A 20,787-nucleotide genomic window follows, 5' to 3' on the forward strand; every position below is an offset into this window, starting at 1 on the left:
TTATTTTGGGTTTTGCAGGAAGTCTAATATATAAATCAAATTTCATTTAGCAAATCAAGACAAATATTTTACCCCATTATTTTCAAATCAAAACCGATACATATAAACCGCATGGTTAATAATATCGCCATTAACGTTTTCATTATTGGCAATGATACCACAAAACTCAAATCCCAATCGCTCGGCGACTTGTCGGCTTGGGGTATTATGCTCGCCTGCCTTAATGTCCACCACATCCATGCCATAGGTATGTTTGGCAATGTCCATAATCGCACGCACGGCAAGGGTCATGATACCACGCCCTTGATATTCTTGGTGTAGCCAATAGCCAATCTCTGCCTTTTTTAGATGATGATAAATGTTATTTAAGCTCACCGCCCCGATGATTTTATCATCATAAATAATATGGGTATGAATAGCCTTATCATCAGCATACTGATGCAAGGCAAATTTAACAAACTCACCATAACTATTTTCGCTAAAATGATTCGCCCAAGGTAGCCATTTTCCCAAATATTCTTTTTGAGCATTGACAATATCAGCCATCTGACTAGCAAATGATGAATGCACCAAGGTTAGGCTTAATGTGTCGTTGATTTTATAATAAAACATTTTAATACCCAATTAGCTAAACTGAACACTTTTTTGATTGGTCATTACTTTGGCAATGGCACTGGCGATTAAATCATTCAAACTTATCTCATTATTTTCTTTATCCAGTTTGGCACGGGCTTTTTCAGCCACCAAAAAGGCTTGTTTGATATGCTCTACGCCACCGACCGAATTGATGTCGCCAAAAAATCCTTCATTTTCAATGCAAAACAGGCGTTCAATAATTTGCATTTTTACACGTCTGTTGCGTAATTTGCTTAACGAACGGTCAAATACAGGCGTACTAACAACTTGATAAGGGGTTAATGAGATATCACTCATGTCTTAACCACACGCTCCACGATATCCGCCACTTGTGTGGTCGTGTCTGTTTTGGCAAAGGCTCGGGCGTTATTTGCCATATCTAGACATTGCTGACGGTCAAGATTGCCCAAAATCTGTGCAAGTTTTTCGCCCGACAGCTCATGTTGGGGCAACAAAATCCCCGCCCCATGCTCGGTTAGGCTCTTGGCGTTGGCGGTTTGGTGGTCGTCCACGGCGTGCGGTAGCGGAATAAAAATCGGAGCAACGCCCACGCTGGCAATCTCCGTTACCGTCAAAGCCCCTGCCCGACAAATAATCACGTCCGCCCAACTGTACGCCTGTGCCATGTCATCAATAAACGGCATGACTTCAAACACATGAAGGCTTGTGTCAATCTCTGCTTGCGAGTAGGCGACCAACATGGCGTTATGGTTGTCTTTACCGCATTGGTGTCGCACGGTTAGGGGCTTGTCGGACAACTTTAACAGCTCTACCACCGCTTCATTGATGGCTTTTGCCCCAAGCGAACCGCCCACCACCAGCACTTTTAGGGGCGATGTATCCGCCAAGTCATAACGCTCGCTTGGCGGTGTGGCGTTGATAATCGCAGTGCGTACAGGATTACCCACCGTAACAAGTCTGTCGCCCATGCCACTAAATGCCCCGTCAAAGGCTTGTAACACTTTTGCCGAATGGGGGGCTAGGGTCTTGTTGCTCATGCCTGCAATGGCGTTTTGCTCGTGAATGATGAGCGGTTTGCCTGATAATTTGCTCGCAAGTCCCCCCGGTACAGTAACATAACCACCAAAACCGATAACCACGTCTATGTTATTGTTTTTGATGATATTTTTACTTGCCATAACCGCTTTAAACAGCATAAAGGGCAGTTTAATCATGCGTGCCAATCCCTTACCCCGAAGCCCCTGCATATCAATATGGTGCATGGTGTAGCCGTGTTTGGCGACAAGCTCATTTTCCATGCCGTTTGGCGTGCCAAGCCAATGCACCACCGCCCCACGAGTTGTCAGCTCGTCCGCCACCGCCAACGCAGGGAAAACGTGTCCGCCTGTACCTGCCGCCATAATCAATACATTCATCATTATTCTCTAATTTAAAAATTAACCCCCTATTTTGTAACAAAATGGGGGAAATTACAAGGGAAAAATGAGTGGGTGTAAGTTTTTCTTTTAGCTAAGTTTGCCAATCTTACGGCAGTTGTGTAAAATTCTCTACAAATTACATTAGATTTTCAAAATTCACGCTGCTACAAGCCATCAAAAAATTTTGATAAACTCTGCCATTATTCGATATAATAGACCGCTTAACATCCAAGCCATCCTAGCCCCAAAATTCACTCATGAAAAAAATACTACAAAATCAAAAAATCGCCGAGTTCATCAGTCAAATGCCCATCATCAAACGTCTGTTTTTTAGCGTGTTTGGCACGACGGTGCTTGGGTTCTTGTTTTTATCATTATTATCCTATAACACCTTAGACCCTGCATGGTCGCATGTCGGTGGCAGACAGGAGATTACCAATGTTGGCGGTCGCCTTGGGGCTTGGGTTGCTGACATTCTGCACGTGTTTTTTGGGTATGGGTCATGGTGGCTGGTGCTGGTCATGATGTATGAAGTGGCACTTTTATGGTGGCGACAGTCGCAGGTCATGTGGCAGCTTCGGGTGCTTGCGTATGGTTTTTTGTTGGTGTGCCTTAGTGGGCTGTTGGCAGGATGGGGGACAGCAGGCGAGCATGACACAGGACTTATCACTGGTGGTGTCATGGGGGCTGGATTATATCAGGCATTGGTGCAGCAGTTTGGCAATGTGGCGACAGCGATATTTTTGCTGATTATAACGGGTGTTGTCACGGTGTTGGCATTTGAAGTGCGTCCATCAGCATTTTTTGGCTGGTTCATGGGTTGGCTTGATGGCGATAAAAAAGCCAAACCTGCCGAATCGGTCAAGCCAAATCAAGAAGACACCAAGCTGTTTGAAGTGGTCAAGGATGACGCACCAATCGTGTCATCTGTTCATCACAATAGTGAAGACCTATCAGAGTTTTTGCAGACATCAGGACTGCGTGATGAGATACTGGCAAATACTCAGCAGGGCAAACAAGACGGAGAGTCACAAGTGGGTCGTGTGGAGATTCATGCTGATGAAGTGGTATTAAAAGTAGATAATTTGACACTGGACGCCAATCAGTTGCATGCTCGGCAGGCAGATGGGATTCATCATGAGAGCAAGAGCAAGCCGTTAGAGTTCATGAATGATGATGAGATGATTGAGGTTTTAAATCATGATTCTGATGATATCGTTGAGTTGACGCCCAAAACTAAGGTAAAAATTGTTAGTACGAATGATATTGATGAGCAAGTAAATATCAATGACAATCAAACTGTTGATGCAAAGATGGGGATTGAGATAAATGTTGATGATGAGGTGGATTTTGTCTACCAAAACAACCGAACCAATCAAACCACTAACATCAGTCGTGATAATGTCTTTGATGATGAGTGGGTGAAACTGTCAAAGGATTTACTAAATCAAGAAATACAAGAACAGGATTTGCAGATTGATACACAAGAGAGATTAAATGAGGGCATGCGAATAAATTCATCAGGTAAAGCTGATGTTAAAAACGATGTGACAACAGATGGAATGACAGGGATATTGGACGAAGAGCTGACCCAGCCACCTTTACATTCTGATAATTTTATCCCAAAAAGACCCTTGTCCGTAGAAGATACACCCAAGCAGGCACATTTTAAAGATGTAGGAGCGGATGCACCAAACCCACAGCGGTCACGAGCGATGGACACGCTCACCCATCGCATGAGCCTATCGCCTATTCCTGAGCTGTCTATCCTAGATAAGCCTGATGCCAACAAACAGCCAAGCTACACTGAGCGAGAGATAGAAAAGTTATCTGAACTGTTAGAGATTAAGCTAAAAGAGTTTAACATCAAAGCAAGTGTGGTTAGTGCCATGGTCGGTCCTGTGGTGACTCGCTTTGAGGTGGAGCTGGCGGCAGGGATTAAAGCAAGCCGAGTGACGGGAGCGGCACAGGATTTGGCACGGTCGCTTTCTATGGCAAGCCTACGTGTGGTCGAAGTCATACCAGGCAAGCCTTATATCGGCATTGAAGTGCCTAACAAAAAGCGAGAGATGGTGCGACTCATCGAACTGCTGGATACACCTGATTATAAAAACCCTGATAAGCAAATCGGTGTCGCCATCGGTAAAGACATCGGCGGCAAGGTGGTCATCGCTGACCTTGCCAAAGCCCCGCATATGCTGGTGGCGGGCACGACAGGCTCAGGTAAGTCAGTTTTTGTGAACTCTATCTTGCTCTCCATGCTCTTTAAGTACACCCCTGATGAGCTCAAACTGGTGCTGATTGACCCTAAACAGCTAGAACTTGCCAACTATGGCGACATACCACACCTGCTCACGCCTGTGATTACGGACATGACTGAGGCGACCGCTGCTCTGACGTGGTGCGTGAATGAGATGGAGCGACGTTATCAGCTCATGAGCTTACTGCGTGTGCGTAAAATCTCAGAATTTAACAAAAAAGTGCTACAAGCTGAGACTTCAGGCGAGCCGATATTTGACCCACTGTGGCGAGCGGACGAAAATGTCAGCATCAAGACCGCCCCCAAGCTCAAGCCTTTACCGCTCATCGTCATCGTGGCGGATGAATTTGCGGATATGATTATGCAGTTAGGTAAAACTGCCGAAGAGCCGATTGTCCGCCTTGCCCAAAAGGCTCGTGCCGCTGGCATTCATCTGGTGCTTGCCACTCAGCGTCCAACGGTGAATGTCGTCACAGGTCTGATTAAGGCAAATATCCCCTCTCGTGTCGCCCTACGAGTGAACTCAAAGGTGGACAGTCGTACCATCATCGAAGAGGGTGGGGCGGAGAGTATGCTTGGTAATGGTGACATGATGTTCATCGGGCCGGGCGAGAACACCCCACGCCGTGTGCATGGGGCGTATGTGGATGATGATGAGGTTAACCGTGTCTGCGATGCGTGGCGTGAGCGTGGTAGTCCTGATTATATTGACCTGTCAAATAGTTACACTTTTGAAGGCGAAGGGTCAGGGGATGGACTGGGTAAGGGCGGTGATGATGAATATTATCATCAGGCGGTGACCTTTGTCATGGAAAGCCGTAAAGTCTCCATATCCAGCATTCAGCGTAAACTGGGCATTGGTTATAACCGTGCCGCTCGTATCGTGGATATGATGGAAGAGGCGGGATTGGTCAGTCCGATGGATAATGCTGGTAAACGGCAGATTTTGATGTGATAAGATGACAATCTGCCTTGATTATAAAAAAGAGCCTAAACATAGGCTCTTTTAATAGCACTTACGGTAGCTTTCACCAATTACGTACACCCAACCAACTTGATATTTATCACGGGTTTGTAGGGGTGTGCTGAGCACACCCTTTGATGATATTACTATACAAGGCATGCTCAGCACGCCCCTACGTCCACACATCATTGTATTTGTAGTAATTTTAAAGTTTCTTGGGTGTAAGTGGTGGATTGCTAAGTTGTTTGTTAATCTGCACACAAAGACTGTAAGCCAAGGGTTTTCTAATCACACGATTAGACAGGTGCCATAAATCTCTTGCTTTGGTGGTTTTAAGTTGAGAGTGGGGTTATTCGATATCATCAAACCATATCCACCACAACCAAAATATGCTACAATAATAACCCAAGCTGTAAGACAAACCACCGTTATTTACAGGATAGGCAAAATACTGCAAATGAACATCAAAAACACAGGGTTGCTCCCTTACCCCTGATCAAAGGACAGAGCATTATAGACAGACGAGAATATCTGTTTGTTGCGATACTGCCTGATAAAACAGGATTTACTGACAGCGAACACCGCAAGCAAGAGCTAAACCGTTTTGTCAATTTCTATAGCACCATTAAGCCACATTCATCTTTAGCCAAGAAAGATGACATTACAGGAAAAACTTTGACCTTTACTTCTTGTGGGTGGTTAGAGTTTTATTTTAAACAAAATGTAAATAACGGGCGAAGTTTTTACATATCACCAATTTAGCTGACGATTTTTTATGGCAATCACACACCCCCAATTTGACCCTGTTGCCCTTGATTTGGGCTTTCTCCAAGTGCATTGGTATGGACTCATGTACCTGCTTGCTTTTTTATCCGCCTACATATTGGCGACTTATCGTGGCAAAAAACGGGGCGATTTTACAGGCGAGATGGTCTCAGATTTGATATTTTTTGGGGCGATGGGCGTGATTTTGGGCGGTCGTATTGGCTATGTGATTTTGTACAATTTTGGCGAGTTTTTGGCAAACCCTGCTTATCTGTTTAAGGTGTGGGAAGGGGGCATGAGCTTTCATGGCGGATTTGTCGGTGTGGTCGTTGCCATGTTCTTTTTTGGACGTAAATACAAAAAACACGCCTTTGCCGTGCTGGATTTTATCGCCCCTTGCGTGCCGTTAGGCTTGCTGTTTGGGCGGATTGGTAACTTTATTAACGGCGAGCTATGGGGGCGGGTGTCACATGGTGATTATGCTCATCTCATGTACTTTCCCCAAGCGGTTCACGCTGACCATGAACTTATCAATGCTGACCCGAGTTTACATGAAATTGCCGTGAAAATGGGCGAATACTACCTACTGCCCCGCCACCCAAGCCAGCTTTATCAAGCCTTTACAGAGGGCGTACTGTTATTTATCCTCTTATGGTGGTTTAGTAGCAAGCCTCGCCCTCGTTATGCCGTCTCCGCTCTGTTTTTACTCGGTTATGGGTGTAGCCGTTTTACCACAGAGTTTTTCCGCCAGCCTGACGTGGGCTATGAACTCATCTTTGGCTGGATGAGTAAGGGGCAACTATATAGCCTGCCGATGATTATCGCTGGGGTGGCGTTAATGGCTCTTGCCTATAAAAAGCCGATTTATGATTGGCAAAAAGCCTAAATAAAGCACGGTTGCAACAATGTGAAAAAATCAAATGGATACATTTAATTTTGACGGCAAAACTTTTGAATTTCCCATTGCCGTCTATGCCACGCCCTATTCGGAAAAAGCCCTATTACTAACCGCCATACTCATAAACCTTATCGGCTTTGGTGTGGCGGTGGGGTTTGCCACAATTACTCAAAACGCATGGACATTGGCGATATATGCCGTATTTGCACTATTGATAACGTCGGCATTATTATCCGCAAAAAAGCCTGCCATGATATTACACACCGACAAGGTGGTCATAACAAGACCCACGCCACACCATATCGCTTGGCAAGACTTGTATTTTTTGGAACAGACAATAACAAACCAAAACGGCAAGCAGTCTTTATTGTATTTTTATACCCTTGATAAGAATGATAAAGATAAGCAAAAACTGCTTATTTATCTTAATCCAAAAAATGCGTATTTTGGCAATCAAAAACATCATTTTGACCAACAAAAAACCCTAGCATTTTTTAATAAGATTAAATTGGGAAATATGACATGAATACATTTACCTTTGATGGCAAAACTTTTGAATTTCCAATTAGGGTTTATGTTTATTTTGGGCGTATCGGTCTTATTTTTACTGTATTTTTTCCACTGATTTCTTTATTTTTTGCAATTGCTGGTCTTATTGGCAAAAATACGTTTGGTGCGATATTTGGCATTGTCATGTTTATCTTGTTTGCTGTCATGGCATTTTTATATCAAAAACCAAAACTGATATTATATCCTGACAAAATCGCCTTTGTAGAACATGAACTTATCAAACCCAGATATTTATCCTATGAAGCGTCTAAACTATACGCCCATGAAGTAAAAGATTACAAGACAGGCAAATTGATATATACATTAGCGTTTATTTATCAAGATGAAAAAGGCGATTGGCAACAATTTGCCAAAGTAAATGCCACTTATATCCGCCTAGATGAGCATTATTTTGATACCGAAACCACAGTGGCATTTTTTGAACACTTATTAAAAGAGAAAAACCCATGAAACAATACCTAGAACTTCTCTCTCATATCCTAAACAATGGCGATGACAAAGGCGACCGCACAGGTACAGGCACTCGCTCTGTCTTTGGTTATCAAATGCGGTTTAATTTGGCGGACGGCTTTCCGCTACTCACCACCAAAAAAGTGCATATGAAATCAATCACGCATGAGCTTTTGTGGTTTATCAAAGGCGATACCCATGTCAAATATTTACAAGACAATGGCGTAACCATTTGGGACGAGTGGGCAACGGCAGAGCAAACCGCCCGTTTTGGACGACAAGCGGGCGATTTGGGGGCAGTGTACGGTCATCAATGGCGTAATTTTGGGGCAAGCAAAAACGACAATGGCGACTATAATACAGACGGCTTTGACCAGCTTGCGTGGCTTGTAAACGAAATCAAAACCAACCCCAATTCTCGCCGTTTGATTGTCTCTGGTTGGAATCCGATTGAAGCAGGACAAGTTGCCTTACCACCTTGTCATACTTTATTTCAATTTTTTGTGGTGAATAATAAACTCTCTTGCCAACTTTATCAACGCTCGGCAGATGTATTTTTGGGCGTGCCGTTTAATGTTGCAAGCTATGCCCTTTTGACGCATATGATTGCCCAAGTGTGTGATTTAGAGGTGGGCGAATTTATATGGACGGGGGGCGATACGCATTTGTATCATAATCATTTTGAACAAGCTAAATTGCAATTAACCCGCACGCCTTTGCCACTTTGTCAGTTAGAGTTAAATCCTGATGTTAAAGATTTATTTGAATTTAACTTTGATGATATTAAGATTGTGAATTATCAATCGCACGAAAGAATTAAGGCAGATGTGGCGGTGTAAAAAATAAGGAGCTGTTATGACAAAAATCGTCCATGTGGTCGCCAAAGACCGTCAAAACTGTATCGGCAAGGATAATAATTTGGCTTGGCACATCCCTGCCGATTTAAAGCATTTTAAAGAAATTACCACAGGGGGCGTGATTGTCATGGGACGAAAAACCTTCCAGTCGCTCGGTCGCCCCCTGCCCAATCGCACGCACCACGTCATCACAAAAGATAAGACATGGACGGTGGACGGTGTGGCGGTCGCTCATGACTTGCCGACGGCTATCGACAGTGCTAAGACGGACGCAGTGCGACTGGGCAAGGATAGGATTTTTATCATTGGCGGGGGCGAGATTTACCGCCAAAGCCTAAGCATGGCGGACATTTTGGAAATCACCGAAGTGGATTTGGACGTGCAAGGTGACACGCATTATCCTACCGTTACGGACGATTTTTGTGAAGTGTGGCGGTCGGATAGACAGACAGACGATAAGAGCGGGATTGGGTTTGAGTTTGTGCGGTATGAAAAATCGGCATGATTCTTGCATGGCTATTGCGTGATTATTGATGGTTTTTATTTTTCCATTTTAGCAAGGTATCTTTATGAAACATCTTAGCCTACTTGCCCTATTGGCATTCGCCCTAACTGGCTGTAACGCCATGACCGCCACTGCCGACAAAGCGATGAACAAACAAAGCTCATTTTCCCAAGAACCCAGCACTCGCTATCCAACCGTTGATGAACAAAAAGACAGCGAGCAAGCCGAGTTCGGTCAGCAGACATTTGAATAAACCCAAAAATCCCCAATCATGGGGATTTTTTATGCCATACTAGGACGTGCCTGCCTTTTGTATTTGCAATGAAAAATGCCCGTTTAAAAAAGCAGGGGAATCGCCCGTTTTTCAAGGAAAAAGTGAAGTTTGATGGTCGTTCTATCAAACAAGCTTTTATTATGAAAAACAAGATTTAGCCATTTTTCATGCAAAAACATTGTTTTATTTCTAAAAAATTTCTATATTTTAAATTGTGTTATAAAGGTTAGGCACGCCCTAGAACTTAACGGTGGCACTTAGGCTAAAATTACGCCCCATTTGTGGCACAAAGGGCAAAAATGAGTTATGGATATACACTTTTTCATCAAGCACGTTATTGGCTCGTAGGGATAAGGTATAATCTAGATTGCCCCAGTGGTTATGATGGTCTAGAGCCAATTGAAATATTATAACATTTTAAAATAATCATCATTTAACAAAAAAGAGTGTCCATGATAGACACTCTTTTTATTCTGTAAAATAAAATGGCTTTTACACGCTACTGAGGTGCACGGCTCTCATTTTGGGTTGAGCTTTGGGCTTGGGCTTGATTTTGACTTTGACTTTGCTCGGCTTGTCTTTGGTCAATCTCCGCCATACTCGTGGCAGGGATAAATTGCCCGTTATTGACGTCCGTTCCCCGTTCGGCGTGTTCGGCTTTTAGCGATTTGGCAACTTCGGGGGGCATGTAGTTTTCATCATGCTTGGCAAGCACTTCACTGGCGACAAACGTCCCACCCTGCAACTCGCCTGTTGCCACTACCCCTGAATTTTCGGCAAACAAATCAGGTAATACACCCCGATACGTCATTGGTACAACCGCTTTATAATCGGTGATTTGAAATTGGATATTTAACGGGTCATTGGGGTCTCGCTTAACCGAGCCTGCCACCACCATGCCCCCTGCACGGATACGCTTATTCTCAGGGGCTTTACCAGCAGTAATGGCGGTCGGGTCAAAATAATAATCCGTCTGCTGACGAATGGCGTACAAAATGAGTCCCACCGCCACCGCCACACCCACCAGCATGGCGATGACCCACATGAGTTTTTTTTGGCGTGCATTATTCATAACTTAACCCTTTGCCAGTGCTTGGCGTTGTTTGTTGGTGAGTTTTTTGGTCTGGGTGGACAGTTTGGCAATGGTCTTGGTGCGTTCGCTTTTGGCATACCAAATCATAAGCACTATCGCCCCAAACACTAAGGCATAACACGTCCACACATAAGCCCCATGACCATTCATGTAGATAAAGTCTGCTAAATTTTGAAAATACGGTGTCATTGCTTGCCCCTTTTGAGCTGGCTATTTTTGGCATTTAGGTAGTTGGCTACCCATGCTTTGTTGTGTTCACGTTGTAAAATCAAGGAATTGGTGCGATAAATGGCAAGAGCTGCCACCATAAAATACATACCGAGCATCATGATAAGCAGTGGCACCCACATACTGGCGGACATTTTTGGGGCGTTGGTTACGGTAAACGTTGCCCCTTGATGTAGGGTATTCCACCACTCTACCGAGTATTTGATAATCGGCAGATTGACCGCCCCAACAATGGATAAAATCGCCGCCGCCTTGCCCCGATTTTGGCTATGCTCAAAAGCACTAAAAAGTGCCATGACCCCTGCATACAAAAACGCCAAAATCAGCATTGATGTCAAACGTGCGTCCCACACCCAGTATGTCCCCCATGTCGGTTTCGCCCAAATCGAGCCTGTCAAGAGACTTAGCACACAGCAGATAAAGCCAATCGGGGCGACCGCTTGAGCGACAATGTTGGCGGTTTTGATTTTCCACACCAAAAAAATGACCCCAAGCACGCTCATGGCAAAATAAATGCTCATGGCAAGGCTGGCGGTCGGCACATGAATAAAAATAATGCGATAACTGTTGCCCTGCAAATAATCAGGCGGAGCGAACATGAGTCCCCATACCGTGCCAATACTCATGAGTACAAAGGCAATCAGGGCAAGCCACTTGACCCACGGCGAGAAAATCTTAAAAAATCGCTCTGTGCCAACGGTTGTCAAAAAACCCTGCCAAAGACGATTAAAAAATCCTGTATTTTTGGCGGCTGGGGGATTGGCTTTTTGGGTGTTTGGCATGGCTCACCGTAACAATGTCAATGGCATTAAAATGGTAATGATTAAAATTGAGAATAGGACAATAAATGGCTAATTATAGCATATTTTTGGCGATTGTCAGTAATTGATAAACCACCAACAATGACCGACTTGGTAAAAAATCTGTCAAATTCGCTCATTTATAAAACAAATTTTTCTCATTTTGCCCTTTTTACCTAATTATTTTGAAAAAAATTAAAAATTTTTGCCGATTTTGGTAAAAATGATTTGCCTTTTTTATCAGATTTGTTCAAAATATACGATTAAATTTTGATTTTAAAAAATAACCGAGAAATTCATGACTGACCGCCCCATTGCCCTTGATTTACAAGACATTCACAAAAATTATGGCTCGCTTGAAGTCTTAAAAGGTGTCTCTTTGACCGCTTATGACGGCGATGTCATCAGTATCTTAGGGTCATCAGGTTCGGGTAAATCTACCCTGCTTCGCTGTATCAATTTATTAGAAAAGCCCAGTGCTGGCAAGATTTTTGTGGGCAATGAAGAGCTACAACTCACCCCCAAAAAAGGCGAGCTTACCGCCAAAAATCCCAAACAACTTGAAAAACTTCGTTCTGAGATTGGCTTTGTGTTTCAATCATTTAACCTATGGCCACACAAGACCATTTTGGAGAATATCACCGAAGCCCCCATTCATGTGCTGGGCGTGAGCAAGGCAGACGCCATTGCCGAAGGTGAACGCCTGCTTGCCAAAGTGGGACTACTGGACAAAAAAGACGCCTACCCTGACAACCTGTCAGGCGGTCAGCGTCAGCGTGTGGCAATCGCCCGTTCGCTTGCCATGAAACCCAAAGTTCTGCTGTTTGATGAACCCACGTCCGCCCTAGACCCAGAGCTCGTAAACGAAGTACTGGCGGTCATGCGTGAGCTTGCCAGTGAAGGGCGTACCATGCTTATCGTTACCCATGAAATGCGATTTGCCAAAGAAGTCTCAACCAAAGTCGTCTTTTTACATCAAGGACGTATCGAAGAGATGGGTACGCCAACCGAAGTGTTTGAAAATCCCAAATCCGAGCGTGTCAAAGAATTTATGGCGTCTCATCGATAAAGTAAGCACCCAACCCTTTTACCGACTTTTTATCAACCCCGAACATAAGGATTGTTATGAACGCATTTACCAAATTCTCCCTAAGCCTACTCACAGCCAGCACCCTAGTTGCCTGTGGGGGTGACAAACCTGCCGATGTACCAAAGACAGACGCCACCGCTCCACAAGCAGGCGAAGGCAAAAGTCTGGTCATCGCCACCGAAGCCAATTACCCACCCTTTAATAACATGACTGCCGATGGTAAAATTGTCGGTTTTGATGTGGACGTCATCAATGCCGTCTGTGCCGAGATTAAAGCAAACTGCGACATCGTGGCACAGGACTGGGACGGCTTATTACCCGGTCTTTTGACCAACAAATACGATGCAGTCATCGCAGGTATGTCTATCACGCCCGAACGCCAAGCACAGGTTGATTTCTCTGAGCCGTATTTTAGTAATACCATCGTGTGGCTCTCAAAAACGGACGGCTCATTTGACCCGAGCAACATCAAAAATCTGGTACTAGGCAGTCAGCGTTCTACCACAGGGGCAGACTACATCACCCAAAAATATGATGGCAAAGACGGCAACCGTGTTCAACTTTATGACACCTACACCAACTCTTATCTTGACCTAAAAGCAGGGCGAAATCATGCGGTCATGGCAGAGAAAGTCTCGGCAATGGACTGGCTAAAACAAAATGGCGATGGCTTTGGGCTGGTCGGAGATGAGATTGACAACAACGACAATCTAGGCATTGCCGTGCGTAAAGGCGATGCTCTAAAAGCGGACTTTGATAAAGCACTCGCCACCCTAAAAGCCAATGGCAGACTTGCCGAGCTAGAAAAACAGCACTTTGGCGATACTGCCAAGCCAGCGGTTGTCGAACCTGCTGACACTGTCAAAGCAGAAGAGTCTGCTACTGCCGAACCTGCAAAAAGCGAATAATTTAAAACCACCCACCAACCAAAAGGTTTTATCATGAAAATCAAATACTTAGCCATCGCCTTAACCACCCTCGCCCTAACTGCCTGTGGCGGTGACAAACCTGCCGATACTACCGCAAACACCGCCACCACTGGCACCAATGACGGCAAAAAAGTACTGATTGCGACCGAATCGAGCTTTAAGCCATTTAGCTATTTGGACAATACAGGCAATCTGGTCGGCTTTGAGATTGACCTTGCCAATGCCCTATGCACCGAGATGAAAGCCGACTGCGACATCGTAGCACAGGACTGGGACAGTCTCATTCCAAGTCTACAAACGAACAAATCGGATGCCATCATGGCAGGCATGTCTATCACGCCAGAACGCCTAGAAGTGGTGGATTTCTCTGATGCCTACTTTGATAACACGCTTATCCTAGTCGGCAAAAAAGGCGACAACATCACCATTAACGACCTAGCGGGCAAAACCGTGGGCGTACAGCAAGCCACCGTCTCGGGCGAATATCTTGCCAAACATCAGCCTAACGCTACCGTCAAGGCTTATGACAAGCAGGACAACGTCCATCTTGACCTAAGTGCAGGGCGTATTGATTATATGCTTGCCGACTTCGTGCCAGCGTCTGATTGGCTAAAAACCGATGCAGGGGCGAACTTTGAGATTAAAGGCGAGCCGATTGACATCAATGACAAAGTAGGCATTGCCGTGCGTAAAGATGACGCCCTAAAAGGCGAGTTTAACACCGCTTTGGCAAGCCTAAAAGCCAGCGGCAAATATGACGAGCTTGTGGCAAAATACTTTGCAATCACTGGGTCTGCCAGTGTTCCTGACAACGCTCCTGCCCCTGCTGGCGATACCAAACCTGTAAGCGAGCCTGCGGATACAAGCGAGACACAAAATACTGCGGTGAGTGAGAGCACTAAAAATAGTTAAGCAAAATTTTTGAAAAATTGGTAAAATAAGCGTTTTATTCTATTTTACCCCTTTGATAAGGTTACCCCTTAACAAAGCAATACAGCCAAAATAGACAAGCAAGCCTTGTCTATTTTTATTGAACAGCCATCAACACAATAACCACAAAGACCGCCACACCATGTTAGAACTCCACGGATACACCGATTTACTTTGGCAAGGCACGATTTTAACCGTCAAATTAGGCGTAACGAGCCTGATTTTCGGCTTGATTTTCGGGCTATTGGGGGCGACTGCCAAGCTCTCTAATATTTGGCTGTTTAAAAACCTTGCCAACATCTACACAACGGTGGTGCGTGGCATTCCTGAACTCTTGGTAGTCTTTGCCATCTATTTTGGGGGCGATATTCTTGTATCGTTTATTGCCAAAGAAGTCTTTGGTTATGGCGGACGGATTGACATTGGTAGTTTTTGGCCGGGTGTGGTCGCCCTATCGGTCATGTTTGGGGCGTATGCCACCGAAGTGTTTCGCATGGCAATCCAAGAGATTCCCAAAGGACAATGGGAAGCCTCCCAATCACTAGGCATGCGACCTGCTCAGACCTTTTTTCGCATTATCCTGCCACAGATGTGGGTGGTTGCCTTACCTGGTTTGGGCAATTTGTTTTTGGTGCTATTAAAAGACACCGCCCTTGTCTCGCTCATCGGGCTTAAAGATTTGATTTATTATTCATCTCGTGCCGCCCAGTCCACCCAAGAACCTTTTACCTTTTATCTTGTGGCAGCTCTTATTTATCTATGCCTGACAGCGGTCGTCACTGCCTGCATCAGTTTTGGCGAGTGGCGAGCCAATCCCGCCAAACGTTACGCCCAAAAATTACTTAAACAAAAACATACAGGGGCAAACGCATGAGCTGGAACTGGCAAGCGATTATCACGCACTTTCCCGAACTTCTAAAAGCCTCCATCACCACCTTGGAGCTTGTGGTATTATCCAGTGTCATCGGGCTGATTTTTGGGGTGGTTTTGGCACTGCTTAGACTCTCCAAAAATCCTTTGGTGCAGGTTTTTCCTTTTTTATACATTTTCTTTTTTCGTGGCACGCCCTTATTGGTGCAGATTTTTCTGATTTATTATGGTCTTGGGCAGTTTAAAGCCATTCAAGAGAGCGTGCTGTGGAAGCCTGTGCTTAGTCAAGCCTACTGGTGTGCCATCATCGCCTTTACGCTAAACACCGCCGCTTATGTCGCTGAGATTGTGCGTGGGGCGATACAGGCAGTTCCTCGTGGCGAGCTTGAAGCGGCGGACGCTTTGGGCATGTCGCCTGTGCAGAAATTTACCCGCATTACCCTGCCCCGTGCCTTTGGGATTATGATACCTGCATACAGCAACGAAGTGATTTTTATGCTCAAAGGTTCGGCACTGGCAAGCACCATCACGGTCATGGACTTGATGTACGCCTCTAAAGTCATCATCGCCAAGACGTACCTGACCTTAGAGATTTATTTTGCTGCAGGTATCATCTATCTGCTTATCTCATGGTTGATATTAGCACTGTTTCGCTTATTTGACCGCTCATTTAATAAGCACAAAAGATATAATCCTGTTCAAAAATAACAAAAACGGCAACTTGGTTTGCCGTTTTTGTTTGTTACAAGCTCATCTTTAACCCCCAAAAATCTCTTGATATTTTGGAAAGTACATCCACCGAACCCCAAAAAATACCACAAATCCACATAAAATAAAGCAGGCCCACCTTCTGTATTTGCAATGAAAATCACGAAAAATCGCCCGTTTTTCAAGGAAAAAGTGAAGCTTGATGGTTATTCTATCAAACAAGCTTTTAAATTCGAGCCACAATCCGAACCATTCAACTGGGTAAATTTTAAGAATTTTACACTCTACAAAATGAAAAAGTACCACGGTTTTTCGTTCGTGGTGAGCTAAGCCTGCCCATGACGGAAACCGACCCGCAGGCAAGCTTGTGGCGAACGGTTTGTGTGGTAAAATTCAATTTTGTTAGCTGTAACTTAATTTTTTAAATTTAAGCGGTTGGATAGCCATTTTTCATGCAAAATTGATTGCAATTTTAAGTTTTCACTTCGCTCTTAGCTTAAGACGCTAACTTATTGATTGTCTGACAATTATTTTTTGGATTGTAGGGGCAAATTGCAATTTTCCCTTGATAAATCAATCACTTGTATGGATTTGAGAATGGGGTAGTTTTCATCTTATTTTATAAGAATATTATCAATGGTAGGCATGCCCTAGTATTTTAGCAGGTTTTGGGCGGATTGAAAAATAGATAATGGGTGGGTATAATGGCACAAATTTCCCATTATCAACCCACCAAATCGCCATGTCCGAATTTAACAAAACCAAAGGGCTAAAACGCATCATCAATACGCTGTCGTATTCCAAAGACGGCTTTAAGGCGGCCATCAAAGAGCCTGCGATTTTTCAGCTTATCCTGCTCCATATGCCTTTGATAATCCTTGCGTTGTGGCTCGATATGGCGTTGGCGGTCAAGATGATGCTTGTGGCAGGGTCGTTTTTGTCGCTCATTGTGGAATTTTTTAATACCGCCCTAGAAGCTGCCGTTGACCACACATCTATGGAGCATCACCCCCTTGCCAAAATCGCCAAAGATGTCGGCTCGTCCGCTCAGTCGCTGGCACTTATTTTGGTGGCGGTGCTGTGGGGCATGGCGATGTTTGGATAAAAACAAAAAGAGCAAAAATTTGCTCTTTTATCATAATTAATCATCAATCAACCCATCAGCCATCCGACTTCTTGACAAAAACCAACATCAGCCATCCGATGATGAGTAGCGTTCCACCCATCGGGGTTATCGCCCCAAGCCATCTAGGCATCCCCAGTGCCATCAAGTAAAGCGTACCACTAAAAATGGCAATGCCTATTTGCAAGGTCATGGCAACCCTATGAATGCGATAGGCAGATACCGCCCCCAATACGCCCAACGCCAATATCCCCAAGCCATGCACGAACAGATAGAGTGTGGCGGTCTGCCAAATATCAAGCTCATAAGGCGTGGCGATTTTCTTTAAGCCGTGAGCCCCAAACGCCCCGAGTGCCACCGCTGTCGCAAGGTTCACGCCTGCTACTTTTATCCAGTTTATCATTTGTTCATCTGTTCGTTCTAATCAAAAAGCATGTTATCAATGGTCATTGCTTCACGGATTTTATCCATGGCATTTTTCTCAATCTGACGCACCCGCTCGGCTGAGATGTTATAAACCGCTGCTAAGTCATGCAAGGTGGATTTTTGGTCGGCAAGCCAACGCTGAGTGATGATGTCTCGAGAGCGCTCATCCAAGCCGTCCATCGCTTCTTTTAGGGCGGTGGTCGTATTCTCTTCCCAGTCAGCATCTTCGACCATCTCGGCAGGATTGACCCCATCTTCTAAAAAAAGCTGGGGAGCATAACGCCCATCTTCATCGTCAGAGTCTTGTAACTCAAAGGACGCATCATAACTGGTCAAGCGTGATTCCATTTCTAGGACTTGCTTGACCGTGACGTTTAGGTCTTTGGCGATGGCTTCGGCTTCCTCTAAGGTAAGCTGATTGCTTGATTTTTTAAGGCTACGCAAATTAAAAAACAGCTTGCGGTGTGCTTTGGTGGTGGCAACTTTGACAATCCGCCAATTTTTGATGACAAATTCATGAATCTCCGCCTTAATCCAATGCACCGCAAAGCTCACAAGGCGTACGCCCTTGGTAGGGTCAAAGCGTTTGACCGCTTTCATGAGTCCCAAATTACCTTCTTGAATCAAATCCGCCTGCGACAGACCATAACCTGAATAACTGCGTGCGATGTGTATCACAAACCGCAAATGACTCATGACCAGTAGCCGTGCCGCTTCCACATCGCCATCTTGATAGTACCGCTCGGCAAGCTCTCGCTCTTCATCGGGGGTTAGGATAGGAATCTGATGTACGGTATTGATGTACGCCCCCAAATTCACCCCTGGGGCGGTCAAATTGGTGGGCATGGCAGGCACCAAATCCTTGGTGGCGACGTCATAGCGTGGTACGGCATTCGGGGCATGACTGGCAAGCACAGGGGCAAGGCTCGCCCCATCATGGGACTGCTCGTCCGTTTCTAATTCACTCTCTGACTCATCCAATGCCAGCTCATCAGCGTCATCAATCTCATGAAAGCCGTCCAATTCGTCTAATTCATCAGATAACAACTCATCAGACAGTAGCTCATCAGAAAAACCGTCAAGCTCATCCAATCCATCATCCAACTCATCTTCATCTAACATATCAGACGACTTAAAATCACGCTCATCGGCATAATCACCGCCATAATCGTCAAAGTCATCAAAACCATCATAATCATAATTTTTGGGCATGTTTTCTTTCTACCAACAAATCATCAGTTTAAATATCTTAAATATCACCCCATTTTAAGCCGAAATCCGCCCAAATGCTAGCGATTTTTACACCTTTTTGTTAGGACGTGTGAACATTGATAACATTTATTAACATTTGGTGAAATTTTATGATTTTAAATTATTTTTGCATGAAAAATGGTTAAATCTTGTGGCTCGAAGTCAAAAGCTTGTCTGATAGAACGACCATCAAACTTCACTTTTTCCTTGAAAAACAGGCGATTCCCTTGCTTTTTTAAACAGGTATTTTTCATTGCAAATACCAACGTTCAACACGCTCTAATCAAAAAGTGAAAGATTGTATCTGTTTGCCCATACGCCCATGTCTTGACCGTCAGCCCGTTTTTTTGGCAATACGCCACAAGGTCGGTTTGTGAATTTTTATCGGTGGCAAGCAGATACAACCCCCGCCCTGCCCCCACATCTCGCAAGGTTACTTTTGCCTTTAACAAAGGCATGGGGCAAGGCAGACGGCGTGCATCAAAAAAATGACTGACACACGCCACATCATCGGCGGTTATCAGACGCTCAGTCAACGCAAAATGCAAAGCATCCGTCATATTAACATCATCTGCCACATCAGCAGGCACAATGTCATAAATAAGGTCAAAAACAGCGGATAAATCGGTCATGGCAATGGCTCAAAATGGGCTAAAAAAATGGCTTAAAAACAGCTTAGAATAACCCATCATGGGGGCAAATCCATGCCTTTACAAGACAACCATAGAGCAAATCCTAGTTTGGATAATGTCCACATTATTTTTTATAAAAGCCAAATCATTATGTTTCTTATGTCAATTTTTGGCATGATGTAAAATAAAACAGACACCACCATAAACAAACCCACGTCGCTTAATACCTCATCCATTTACAAAAACCTTTAATAAAAATAACGCAGGTTCACTAAAATTCTGATAAGATAATGCATGATTTGGCAATTTCGCCAATATTTACTTTATTTGATAGGATACTCCATGAGTTTATTACAAAACATCATCACCCAAGTCGCCCAAAATGCCCTAACAGGCGGTCAAGCCCAACAGCAAAACAGCGGACTCGGTGGCATGCTAGGTAGCGTACTTGGCGGTCAAGCCCAACAAAACAGCGGTCTGGGCGGTATGCTTGGGCAAGTGATGGCAAGTCAGCTTGGCGGTGGTCAATCCCAAGCCCAAGGCGGACTAGGCGGTATGCTAGGCTCGCTCCTAGGCGGTGGGCAGACTCGCCAAAACGTCCCTGCCAGTGACCTAGGCAGTGTATTGGGTCAAGTGCTTGGCAGTCAGTCCGCCCAACAAAAAGGCGGGTTTAACAAAAACACCCTACTCCTTGCTCTTATCCCCATCGTGCTGGGCTATATCCAAAAAAATGGCGGTCTGTCAGGCGTGCTTGCCAAATTCCAAGGCAACGGACTGGGCAATAAAGCCCAATCATGGGTAAACATCGATACCGATAATGACGGACTAGACGCCCAAGACGTGATGAGTCTGTTTGGCAAAGATGAGATTAACCGTGCCTGTCAGCAAACAGGAGCCAGCGAGACAGAAGTCTGCCAAGGCATTGCCGAGCTACTGCCACAAGTGGTGAACGACCTAACCCCCAATGGCGACCTAGCCACCGAAAACGAAGCCAATGCCGAGATTAGTCAGATTTTACAGCAGGTGAATACCAATCGCTAGTGATTAATTCAAGCCATTTTAATAGGGTGCTTAACTGCACCTTATTATTTTTAAAAGAGGTACAATTCTTATCTTCGGCTTAATTTACCAAAGTAAATAGTATTCACC

At 44.7% G+C, this 20,787-nt stretch carries 23 protein-coding genes and 2 pseudogenes; 14 read left to right on the forward strand and 11 right to left on the reverse strand.

Translation table 11 applies throughout. The features are described from left to right. Positions 1–87: 87 nt before the first annotated feature. Genes K941_RS0102275 through murG form a run of 3 tightly spaced genes read right to left on the reverse strand, consistent with a single transcriptional unit; the run spans position 88 to position 2,012 of the window. Positions 88–612 carry a GNAT family N-acetyltransferase gene (locus tag K941_RS0102275; protein ID WP_029102333.1) on the reverse strand — a complete coding sequence of 175 codons (525 nt, stop codon included), beginning with the start codon at positions 610–612 and terminating at the stop codon, positions 88–90. 12 nt (positions 613–624) lie between these two features. Continuing rightward, positions 625–933 (reverse strand): hypothetical protein, encoded by a 309-nt coding sequence (locus tag K941_RS0102280; protein ID WP_029102334.1) that lies wholly within the window; start codon positions 931–933, stop codon positions 625–627. Continuing rightward, positions 930–2,012 (reverse strand): undecaprenyldiphospho-muramoylpentapeptide beta-N-acetylglucosaminyltransferase, encoded by a 1,083-nt coding sequence (murG, locus tag K941_RS0102285; RefSeq protein ID WP_265596807.1) that lies wholly within the window; start codon positions 2,010–2,012, stop codon positions 930–932. The genes K941_RS0102280 and murG overlap by 4 nt, the downstream gene beginning before the upstream one ends. Positions 2,013–2,359: 347 nt before the next feature. Here murG and K941_RS16700 point away from each other — a divergent pair. After that, a pseudogene (locus K941_RS16700) lies at positions 2,360–5,230 on the forward strand (DNA translocase FtsK); the annotation flags it as partial. Between the two features lie 214 nt (positions 5,231–5,444). Here the strand turns inward: K941_RS16700 and K941_RS18155 are convergent. Continuing rightward, a pseudogene (locus K941_RS18155) lies at positions 5,445–5,573 on the reverse strand (IS982 family transposase); the annotation flags it as partial. Between the two features lie 441 nt (positions 5,574–6,014). Between K941_RS18155 and lgt the strand changes: the two are divergent. The 6 genes from lgt to K941_RS0102320 all read left to right on the forward strand — a co-directional run bounded on the left by lgt (position 6,015) and on the right by K941_RS0102320 (position 9,537). Then, positions 6,015–6,890, forward strand: coding sequence for a prolipoprotein diacylglyceryl transferase (gene lgt, locus K941_RS0102295; RefSeq protein WP_029102337.1), 876 nt, complete (start codon positions 6,015–6,017; stop codon positions 6,888–6,890). A 34-nt stretch (positions 6,891–6,924) separates the two neighbouring features. Continuing rightward, positions 6,925–7,428: a hypothetical protein gene (locus K941_RS0102300; protein ID WP_029102338.1), complete on the forward strand. Its 504-nt coding sequence runs from the start codon at positions 6,925–6,927 to the stop codon at positions 7,426–7,428. Continuing rightward, positions 7,425–7,922 (forward strand): hypothetical protein, encoded by a 498-nt coding sequence (locus tag K941_RS0102305; RefSeq protein WP_029102339.1) that lies wholly within the window; start codon positions 7,425–7,427, stop codon positions 7,920–7,922. The genes K941_RS0102300 and K941_RS0102305 overlap by 4 nt, the downstream gene beginning before the upstream one ends. Further along, positions 7,919–8,761, forward strand: coding sequence for a thymidylate synthase (locus tag K941_RS0102310; RefSeq protein WP_029102340.1), 843 nt, complete (start codon positions 7,919–7,921; stop codon positions 8,759–8,761). Before K941_RS0102305 ends, K941_RS0102310 begins: the two co-directional genes overlap by 4 nt. A 16-nt stretch (positions 8,762–8,777) precedes the next feature. Next, positions 8,778–9,284 (forward strand): dihydrofolate reductase, encoded by a 507-nt coding sequence (locus K941_RS0102315; protein WP_029102341.1) that lies wholly within the window; start codon positions 8,778–8,780, stop codon positions 9,282–9,284. Positions 9,285–9,348: 64 nt separating this feature from the next. After that, the gene (locus tag K941_RS0102320; RefSeq protein ID WP_029102342.1) at positions 9,349–9,537 is read left to right on the forward strand and encodes a hypothetical protein; all 189 of its coding nucleotides are present in this window, start codon (positions 9,349–9,351) and stop codon (positions 9,535–9,537) included. Between the two features lie 258 nt (positions 9,538–9,795). Here the strand turns inward: K941_RS0102320 and K941_RS17015 are convergent, their stop codons facing one another. From K941_RS17015 to K941_RS0102340, 4 genes are all read right to left on the reverse strand, one after another. Beyond that, positions 9,796–9,957: a TonB-dependent receptor gene (locus K941_RS17015; RefSeq protein WP_172462007.1), complete on the reverse strand. Its 162-nt coding sequence runs from the start codon at positions 9,955–9,957 to the stop codon at positions 9,796–9,798. 100 nt (positions 9,958–10,057) lie between these two features. Continuing rightward, positions 10,058–10,630, reverse strand: a complete 573-nt coding sequence (gene ccmE, locus K941_RS14475; protein WP_051225808.1) for a cytochrome c maturation protein CcmE — start codon at positions 10,628–10,630, stop codon at positions 10,058–10,060. 3 nt (positions 10,631–10,633) lie between these two features. Further along, entirely contained in the window at positions 10,634–10,840 is a 207-nt protein-coding gene (gene ccmD, locus K941_RS0102335) for a heme exporter protein CcmD (protein ID WP_029102343.1), read from the reverse strand. Further along, positions 10,837–11,661: a heme ABC transporter permease gene (locus K941_RS0102340; RefSeq protein WP_029102344.1), complete on the reverse strand. Its 825-nt coding sequence runs from the start codon at positions 11,659–11,661 to the stop codon at positions 10,837–10,839. The genes ccmD and K941_RS0102340 overlap by 4 nt, the downstream gene beginning before the upstream one ends. A 316-nt stretch (positions 11,662–11,977) precedes the next feature. Between K941_RS0102340 and K941_RS0102345 the strand changes: the two genes are divergently transcribed. The 6 genes from K941_RS0102345 to K941_RS0102375 all read left to right on the forward strand — a co-directional run bounded on the left by K941_RS0102345 (position 11,978) and on the right by K941_RS0102375 (position 17,311). After that, positions 11,978–12,748: an ABC transporter ATP-binding protein gene (locus K941_RS0102345; RefSeq protein WP_029102345.1), complete on the forward strand. Its 771-nt coding sequence runs from the start codon at positions 11,978–11,980 to the stop codon at positions 12,746–12,748. 56 nt (positions 12,749–12,804) lie between these two features. Beyond that, positions 12,805–13,677 carry a transporter substrate-binding domain-containing protein gene (locus K941_RS14480; RefSeq protein WP_084137650.1) on the forward strand — a complete coding sequence of 291 codons (873 nt, stop codon included), beginning with the start codon at positions 12,805–12,807 and terminating at the stop codon, positions 13,675–13,677. A 33-nt stretch (positions 13,678–13,710) separates the two neighbouring features. Next, entirely contained in the window at positions 13,711–14,610 is a 900-nt protein-coding gene (locus K941_RS14485; protein ID WP_084137651.1) for a transporter substrate-binding domain-containing protein, read from the forward strand. 160 nt (positions 14,611–14,770) lie between these two features. Continuing rightward, on the forward strand, positions 14,771–15,502 hold the full coding sequence (locus tag K941_RS0102360) for an ABC transporter permease (protein WP_029102346.1): 732 nt from the start codon (positions 14,771–14,773) through the stop codon (positions 15,500–15,502). Continuing rightward, positions 15,499–16,206 carry an ABC transporter permease gene (locus K941_RS0102365; RefSeq protein ID WP_029102347.1) on the forward strand — a complete coding sequence of 236 codons (708 nt, stop codon included), beginning with the start codon at positions 15,499–15,501 and terminating at the stop codon, positions 16,204–16,206. Before K941_RS0102360 ends, K941_RS0102365 begins: the two co-directional genes overlap by 4 nt. 742 nt (positions 16,207–16,948) lie before the next feature. Next, the gene (locus tag K941_RS0102375; protein ID WP_036387301.1) at positions 16,949–17,311 is read left to right on the forward strand and encodes a diacylglycerol kinase; all 363 of its coding nucleotides are present in this window, start codon (positions 16,949–16,951) and stop codon (positions 17,309–17,311) included. Positions 17,312–17,366: 55 nt separating this feature from the next. Here the strand turns inward: K941_RS0102375 and K941_RS0102380 are convergent, their stop codons facing one another. The 3 genes from K941_RS0102380 to K941_RS14490 form a co-directional block, all read right to left on the reverse strand. Then, positions 17,367–17,732, reverse strand: coding sequence for a DUF423 domain-containing protein (locus K941_RS0102380; RefSeq protein WP_029102349.1), 366 nt, complete (start codon positions 17,730–17,732; stop codon positions 17,367–17,369). A 17-nt stretch (positions 17,733–17,749) separates the two neighbouring features. Further along, a complete protein-coding gene (gene rpoH, locus K941_RS0102385) occupies positions 17,750–18,601 on the reverse strand; it encodes an RNA polymerase sigma factor RpoH (protein ID WP_208854347.1) in 852 nt (283 codons plus the stop codon). A gap of 674 nt (positions 18,602–19,275) precedes the next feature. Beyond that, positions 19,276–19,638 (reverse strand): sulfurtransferase TusA family protein, encoded by a 363-nt coding sequence (locus K941_RS14490; RefSeq protein WP_115341049.1) that lies wholly within the window; start codon positions 19,636–19,638, stop codon positions 19,276–19,278. 342 nt (positions 19,639–19,980) lie between these two features. Between K941_RS14490 and K941_RS0102405 the strand changes: the two genes are divergently transcribed. Continuing rightward, positions 19,981–20,679, forward strand: a complete 699-nt coding sequence (locus K941_RS0102405; RefSeq protein ID WP_029102351.1) for a YidB family protein — start codon at positions 19,981–19,983, stop codon at positions 20,677–20,679. Positions 20,680–20,787 lie beyond the last annotated feature (108 nt).

The sequence above is a fragment of the Moraxella caprae DSM 19149 genome, assembly GCF_000426885.1.
Lineage (GTDB): Bacteria > Pseudomonadota > Gammaproteobacteria > Pseudomonadales > Moraxellaceae > Moraxella > Moraxella caprae.